This is a genomic window from Streptomyces sp. NPDC046716, assembly GCF_040645755.1.
Classification (GTDB): domain Bacteria; phylum Actinomycetota; class Actinomycetes; order Streptomycetales; family Streptomycetaceae; genus Streptomyces.
Map to the genome: position 1 here is coordinate 53,454 of NZ_JBEYYU010000055.1, position 6,552 is coordinate 60,005.

Consider the following 6,552-nt stretch of genomic DNA (forward strand, 5'->3'; position numbering starts at 1 on the left):
GGCCGCGGGCGACCGACGACCCAGAGGTGCGGGGAACGGTGTAGCCGGGCCGCACACGGAGAACTGCCCAGGGGCGCGGGGAACGGTGCAGCCGGGTCGCGCCCAGGTGCCGGTCTATCAGGAGGCGCCCGGCGCGGCGGCAGCGCGCCCGCAGCCACAGCTCTCCCGCCGAGTCGGAGACACCGGCAGCATCATCGACACCGGCTCCGGGCCCTGCTGCCCGGTGAGCCGCCGCACCAGAAGCTCCACGGCCTCCTCGCCCATCCGCCGCATGGGCTGCCGCACCGTGGTGAGCGTAGGCCGCACCAGCCGGCTCAGCGCGATCCCGTCGAACCCGGTGACAGCGATGTCATCCGGCACGCGCACACCCCGCCGCTCCAGCGTGTGCAGCGCGCCGACCGCCATCTGGTCGTTGGCGAAGAGCAGGGCCTCGGGCCGAGGCCCGGGACGGTCGAGCAGGGCGTCGGTGGCCGTCGCCCCCTCGGCCTGCGTCATCATGGCGACCCGCAGATCGGGCACGTCGGACACCGGCACCCCGGCGGCCCGGCACGCCTCGGCGTGCCCCCGGAACCGCGCGGCGACATCGGGCGACTCCTCGGCGCCGATGTAGGCGAGGCGGCGCAGGCCGTGGTCCTCGATCAGGTGCCGGGTCAGCTCGCGCTGACCGTCGGCGTTGGCCGTCTCGATGTGGTCCAGGTGATCGAGGTCGTCGGACTCGCGCGGCCCGGCCAGCATCACCACCGGCTGCCGCCGCGAGATGACGTCCAGGTCCTCGGTCGGCACGGTCCGGGCCAGCACCGCGAACCCGTCCACGCGCCCCGCCACCTTCGCCAGCTGACTCTCCGGCCCGCCCTTGAGGGACGCGGCGATCAGCAGCGCGTACCCGTGCCGGCGCGCGGCGCGCTCCATGCCGCGGATGATCTGGTCGGAGTAGAGCATCGCGGCGTCGTCGTCCGCCTCGTCACCGGCGCCCGTCTCGGCCTCGGACTCGGCGTCCGGGTCGGAGTAGTCGGGAAAGCACAGGCCGAGGACGCCGGTGGAGCGGCTGGCGAGGCCGCGGGCGTTGCCACTGGGTACGTAGCCGAGCTCGCGCGCGCTGGCCAGGACCCGCTCACGGGTCTGGGCGCGGACCGAGTCGGGATTGCGGTAGACCCGCGAGACGGTGGCGATGGAGACCCCGGACCGCTCGGCGACGTCGTACACCGTGGGGGCTGCGTTCATTGGGTAGTCCCCCGAGTGCGTGAAGTGTGACGGAAAGCGAAATGAAAGCGCATTCACCCTAGGCCGGGAGGGGGCGACGGGGCAAGAGTCGCCCCGCCGCGCGGGCGCGGGCCGTGACCGGGACAGGCCCCGCTCCTTAACCGGGCATGGACACCTTCGACCTCGTCGCCCTGCTCGTGTGCTCGGCCCTCGGCCTGGCCTGCGCCGGCCTGGGCGTGTTCACGCTCAGCCGTGGTTACATCCCGCTGCCCTGGCTGCAGGCAGCGGTGCAGCGCCCGCACCTGTGGGGCTGGTGCGTGCTGATGTTCGCGCTGTTCCTCGCCGTCCAGGCGGTCGCCTTCGCGTCGCGGGGCGACGGCTCGACGCTGAACCTGATCGGCGCCGTGCCCCTGGCGGCGGGCCTGGCCCTGTCGCTGGCCGCGCAGCGCCCGCCGAAGACCTGAGAGGGGCCCGGCGGCGGCTCAGCGCCCCGCCGCTCGCGCCCGGACCAGTTCAGTCGCCGCCCCGAGCCGCCGCTTCTCCGCCGGGCCGAGCGTCGGGTTCGCGGCGCGCCGGGCACGCGCCTCGTCGAGGGCGCCGTCCAGGCCGGGCGGCGGGTCGGTGAGCAGGGCGGTGAGAACCGCCCGGACCGGCGCGGCCTCGGGCCGGTCCGGGGCCACGGCGACCTCCGCGAGGATCAGCGCCGACATCGCCCAGTCCAGGGCGGGCGCCCCCTCCTCGGCGTTGGCCCAGTCGATGACGACGGGACCGCGCGGGGTACGGACGACGTTCTCTGGGTGCAGATCGAGATGGAGCACCTGCCCTGCGGGGCGCGGCGGAACGGCATGCAACGTCCGTAGAAGCGCCGCGAGTTCGTGTCCTGCCTCGGCCGGGCCGAGCTCGCCGCGCAGCGCCGCCTCGGCCTGCGTCGGCCCGTCGACGCGCTCGATGACCAGATCGCCCGGCGGCAGCCCGGCGCCGCCGGACCGGACGCGCGGCGCCGGGTAACCGTGCTCGTGCACGTACGCCATGACCTCGGCCTCGCGCAGGGTGTCCCACCCCTCGCGGTACCGGCGCAGCACCCAGGTGTCGTCGAGCGCGTAGACGTCGGCGGTGCGGCCGGAGCCGATCAGCGGCAGTTCGGACACCCGCACCTCGCCGCCGCCCGCTACGACCGCCGCCTGATCTTGTTCCCCAGCCACACCACCGGATCGTACTTGCGGTCAACCGCCCTTTCCTTCAGGGGAATCAGCGCATTGTCCGTGATCTTGATGCCCTCGGGGCAGACCTCCGTGCAGCACTTGGTGATGTTGCAGTAGCCGAGGCCGTGCTCGTCCTGGGCGGTGGCCTTGCGGTCGAGGCCGGTGTCGGACGCCGCGTCCAGCGGGTGCATGTCCAGCTCGGCGACGCGCATCAGGAAGCGCGGGCCGGCGAACGCCGTCTTGTTCTCCTCGTGGTCGCGCACCACATGGCAGGTGTCCTGGCACAGGAAGCACTCGATGCACTTGCGGAACTCCTGCGAGCGGTCCACGTCCTCCTGCATCATCCGGTACTCGCCCGGCCCGAGATCCTCCGGCGGCACGAACGCCGGGACCTCCCGCGCCTTCGTGTAGTTGAAGCCGACGTCGGTGACCAGGTCCCGGACGACGGGGAAGGCGCGCAGCGGGGTCACCGTGATCGTGTCGGCGCGATCGAAGACCGACATGCGCGTCATGCACATCAGGCGGGGACGCCCGTTGATCTCGGCGGAGCACGAACCGCACTTGCCCGCCTTGCAGTTCCAGCGGACCGCCAGATCGGGCGCCTGGGTCGCCTGCAGCCGATGGATGATGTCGAGGACGACCTCGCCCTCGTTCACCTCGACCTCGAAGTCCTCCAGACCGCCGCCGCCGGTGTCCCCGCGCCAGACCCGGAAATGTGCGTCGTACGCGCTCGACGTCGTCGCGCTCACTCGAACAGCTCCTCTTCGGCCAGGTACTTGACCAGCTCCTCCTTCTCGAAGAGGGCCAGCAGGTCGGGGCGGATGGGTTCGGTCTCTTCCCGTACGAGGCTGATCTGGCCGCGCACCGGATCGGTCGCCGCCAACCCGTCCGTGGGGTCGCGGAGCTGGCACAGCAGATTGACCCGGCGCCAGGCCCGGTCCATCGCCCCGTGGTCCTCGCGGGTGTGACCGCCGCGCGACTCGGTGCGCTCCAGCGCGGCGCGCGCCACGCACTCGCTGACCAGCAGCATGTTGCGCAGGTCGAGCGCGAGGTGCCAGCCCGGATTGAACTGCCGGTGGCCTTCCACGCCCGCCCGCCGGGCCCGCAGCCGCAGATCGGCCAGCTTGCGCAGCGCCTGCTCCATCTCGCCCTCGCGGCGGATGATGCCGACCAGGTCGTTCATCGTCCGCTGGAGTTCCTGGTGGAGCGTGTACGGGTTCTCGGGGACCGTGCCGTCCTCCGGGCCCTCGGCGGAGAAGGGGCGCAGGGCCTCGGCCGCCGCCGTGTCGATCTGGATGTCGTCGACCGCGGGGCGGGCGGCGAGGCCGGCGGCGTGCGCGGCCGCGTGCAGCCCGGCCCGCCGCCCGAAGACCAGCAGGTCGGACAGCGAGTTGCCGCCGAGCCGGTTCGAGCCGTGCATGCCGCCCGCGACCTCTCCGGCCGCGTACAGACCGGGCACGCCGCGCGCCGCCGCCGTGTCCGAGTCGACGGCGATGCCGCCCATCACGTAGTGGCAGGTCGGGCCGACCTCCATCGGCTCGGCCGTGATGTCGACGTCCGCCAGCTCCTTGAACTGGTGGTACATCGACGGCAGCCGGCGCCGGATCACGTCGGCGGGCATCCGCGTGGAGACGTCCAGGAAGACACCGCCGTGCGGGGAGCCGCGGCCCGCCTTCACCTCGGCGTTGATGGCGCGAGCCACCTCGTCGCGGGGGAGCAGTTCGGGTGGGCGGCGGTTGTGGTCGGGGTCGTCGTACCAGCGGTCGCCCTCGGCCTCCGACTCCGCGTACTTCTCCTTGAAGACGTCGGGGATGTAGTCGAACATGAACCGCTTGCCGTCGGAGTTCCTGAGCACGCCGCCGTCGCCGCGCACCGACTCCGTGACGAGGATGCCCTTGACCGACGGCGGCCAGACCATGCCCGTCGGATGGAACTGCACGAACTCCATGTTGAGCAGCGGCGCCCCGGCCAGCAGCGCCAGCGCGTGCCCGTCGCCCGTGTACTCCCACGAGTTCGACGTCACCTTGAAGGACTTGCCGATGCCGCCGGTCGCCAGGACCACGCCCGGGGCTTCGAGCACGAAGAACCGGCCGCTCTCGCGCTCGTAGCAGAAGGTGCCGGACACCCGCCCCTGCTCGTCCTTCAACACCCTGGTGACGGTGCACTCCTGAAAGACCTTCAGGCGCGACTCGTAGTCCCCGGTCTCCTGGTAGTCCTCCTGCTGGAGCTGGACGATCTTCTGCTGGAGGGTGCGGATCAGCTCCAGGCCCGTACGGTCGCCGACGTGGGCGAGGCGCGGGTACTCGTGGCCGCCGAAGTTGCGCTGCGAGATCCGGCCGTCCTTCGTGCGGTCGAACAGGGCGCCCCAGGTCTCCAGCTCCCACACGCGGTCGGGGGCCTCCTGCGCGTGCAGCTCCGCCATCCGCCACTGGTTGAGGAACTTGCCGCCGCGCATCGTGTCGCGGAAGTGGACCTTCCAGTCGTCCCCTGAGTTCACATTGCCCATGGCGGCCGCGATGCCGCCCTCCGCCATCACCGTGTGGGCCTTGCCGAAGAGGGACTTGCAGATCACCGCCGTCCGCGCGCCGCGCTCCCGTGCCTCGATGGCGGCCCGGAGTCCCGCGCCGCCGGCGCCCACCACGACGACGTCCCACTGCTGCCGCTCGACAACAGACATCAGAAGGCCCCCACCATTAGAAGAACCGCGGATCGTCGAAGACACCGGACGCGAGCAGGTACACGTAGAAATCGGCGAGCGCGACGCTGATCAAAGACGCCCAGGCGAGCAGCATGTGACGGGCGTTCAGCTTGCCGACCCAGCCCCAGAGGCGGTAGCGCACGGGGTGTTTCGAGAAGTGCTTGAGCCGGCCGCCCACGATGTGCCGGCACGAGTGGCAGGAGATCGTGTACGCCCAGATCAGCGTGATGTTGAGCAGGAAGATCAGGGTGCCGAGGCCCATGTGGCCCCACGCGTAGTTCTCGTCGCGGAATGAGAGGACCGTGTCGTAGGTCAGGATGCAGGCGACGAGTACGGCCGCGTAGAAGAAGTACCGGTGGATGTTCTGCAGGATCAGCGGGAAGCGCGTCTCGCCGGTGTACTTCTTGTGCGGCTCGGCCACCGCGCAGGCCGGGGGCGAGGCCCAGAAGCCGCGGTAGTAGGCCTTGCGGTAGTAGTAGCAGGTCAGCCGGAAGCCCAGCGGGAAGATCAGGATCAGCAGGGCGGGGGACAGGCCCCACCAGCCGCCGAAGAGTTCCCAGTTGGGGCCGTGCCGCATGGTCTCGCAGTTCTCCGCCAGGCACGGCGAGTAGAACGGCGACACGTACGGGGCCGCGTAGTAGTCGGCGTTGGCGAAGGCCCGCCACGTCGAGTAGACGATGAAGGCGAACAGGCCGGCGGCGGTCGCCGCCGGGGCCAGCCACCAGCGGTCGGTGCGCAGGTGGGACGCGGCGATCGCGGCCCGGGTCCGGCCGCGGACGCCGGTGCCGGTGCCGGTTCCGGTCTCGGGAGGGGGATCGGTACGGGAGGGTTGGGTGCCGGTGGCCAACGAAGCCTCCGCTCGAAGGGTCAGGGGCGTAACCGGGGATGCGTCAGGGGGCGTGCCTGTCCCGTGCGCCGAGTCCCTCGTCGTCCGAGTCCGTCCACAGCGTGCTGTCGTACGGGGTGTCGGGGATCGGGACGAGGTCCGGGCGGCGCGGGTTCTCGTACCTGGCCGTGGCCGCTTCGCGCAGCAGGGCCAGGCTCTCGCGCAGATGGTCGGCGTCGGCCCGCACGCGGCGGATGTCCGGGCCCCCGCCGAGCTGGGGTTCCAGGCGGCCGACGGCGCGCGTGAGGTCGTCCAGGCAGCGGGTGGCTGCCGCCAGGTCGTCGTTCAGGGACATGATGTGCCTCGCTTCCGCTGGTGCGGCGGAGATGCTCATGCGCCTGCGAGTGTCGCGCGTCACATTGCGGTTTGTGAAGGGAGCGGGGCGGATTCCCGGGGCGCGCCATGATGCGCGCCCCTCTTTCACGCCGGGTCCGCCCGTCCCGGCCCGTCGTTCGTCCGCGGGCCGGTGGGGCTTCTCGCGCAGTTCCCCGCGCCCCTGAGGCATGCGCTCCGCGCAGCCTCCCCGATGAGATGCCGCACGCAGTGCGCATCTCAGGGGCGCGGGG

At 71.8% G+C, this 6,552-nt stretch carries 7 protein-coding genes; 1 reads left to right on the top strand and 6 read right to left on the bottom strand.

Annotated elements, in window-relative coordinates:
• Positions 1-117 precede the first annotated feature (117 nt).
• Positions 118-1,221: a LacI family DNA-binding transcriptional regulator gene (locus tag ABZ930_RS32015; RefSeq protein ID WP_361555605.1), complete on the bottom strand. Its 1,104-nt coding sequence runs from the start codon at positions 1,219-1,221 to the stop codon at positions 118-120.
• A gap of 146 nt (positions 1,222-1,367) precedes the next feature.
• On the opposite strand from ABZ930_RS32015, the gene ABZ930_RS32020 reads away from it, so the two are divergent.
• A complete protein-coding gene (locus tag ABZ930_RS32020) occupies positions 1,368-1,664 on the top strand; it encodes a hypothetical protein (protein ID WP_361555608.1) in 297 nt (98 codons plus the stop codon).
• 18 nt (positions 1,665-1,682) lie between these two features.
• On the opposite strand, the gene ABZ930_RS32025 is transcribed toward ABZ930_RS32020, so the two are convergent.
• Genes ABZ930_RS32025 through ABZ930_RS32045 form a run of 5 tightly spaced genes read right to left on the bottom strand, consistent with a single transcriptional unit; the run spans position 1,683 to position 6,281 of the window.
• Entirely contained in the window at positions 1,683-2,402 is a 720-nt protein-coding gene (locus ABZ930_RS32025) for a phosphotransferase (protein WP_361555611.1), read from the bottom strand.
• A complete protein-coding gene (locus tag ABZ930_RS32030) occupies positions 2,369-3,151 on the bottom strand; it encodes a succinate dehydrogenase/fumarate reductase iron-sulfur subunit (RefSeq protein ID WP_361555614.1) in 783 nt (260 codons plus the stop codon). Before ABZ930_RS32030 ends, ABZ930_RS32025 begins: the two co-directional genes overlap by 34 nt.
• Entirely contained in the window at positions 3,148-5,079 is a 1,932-nt protein-coding gene (locus tag ABZ930_RS32035; protein WP_361555617.1) for a fumarate reductase/succinate dehydrogenase flavoprotein subunit, read from the bottom strand. The genes ABZ930_RS32030 and ABZ930_RS32035 overlap by 4 nt, the downstream gene beginning before the upstream one ends.
• Positions 5,080-5,095: 16 nt before the next feature.
• Positions 5,096-5,947: a hypothetical protein gene (locus ABZ930_RS32040; protein WP_361555620.1), complete on the bottom strand. Its 852-nt coding sequence runs from the start codon at positions 5,945-5,947 to the stop codon at positions 5,096-5,098.
• Positions 5,948-5,990: 43 nt separating this feature from the next.
• Complete coding sequence (locus ABZ930_RS32045; RefSeq protein ID WP_361555622.1) at positions 5,991-6,281, bottom strand: hypothetical protein; 291 nt, start codon at positions 6,279-6,281, stop codon at positions 5,991-5,993.
• Between the last annotated feature and the right edge of the window lie 271 nt (positions 6,282-6,552).

What these genes read in the sequence shown, in the direction of transcription:
- ABZ930_RS32015 (WP_361555605.1), bottom strand. Translation starts at nt 1,221, where the DNA reads ATGAACGCAGCCCCCACGGTGTACGACGTCGCCGAGCGGTCCGGGGTC.
- ABZ930_RS32020 (WP_361555608.1), top strand. Translation starts at nt 1,368, where the DNA reads ATGGACACCTTCGACCTCGTCGCCCTGCTCGTGTGCTCGGCCCTCGGC.
- ABZ930_RS32035 (WP_361555617.1), bottom strand. Translation starts at nt 5,079, where the DNA reads ATGTCTGTTGTCGAGCGGCAGCAGTGGGACGTCGTCGTGGTGGGCGCC.
- ABZ930_RS32045 (WP_361555622.1), bottom strand. Translation starts at nt 6,281, where the DNA reads ATGTCCCTGAACGACGACCTGGCGGCAGCCACCCGCTGCCTGGACGAC.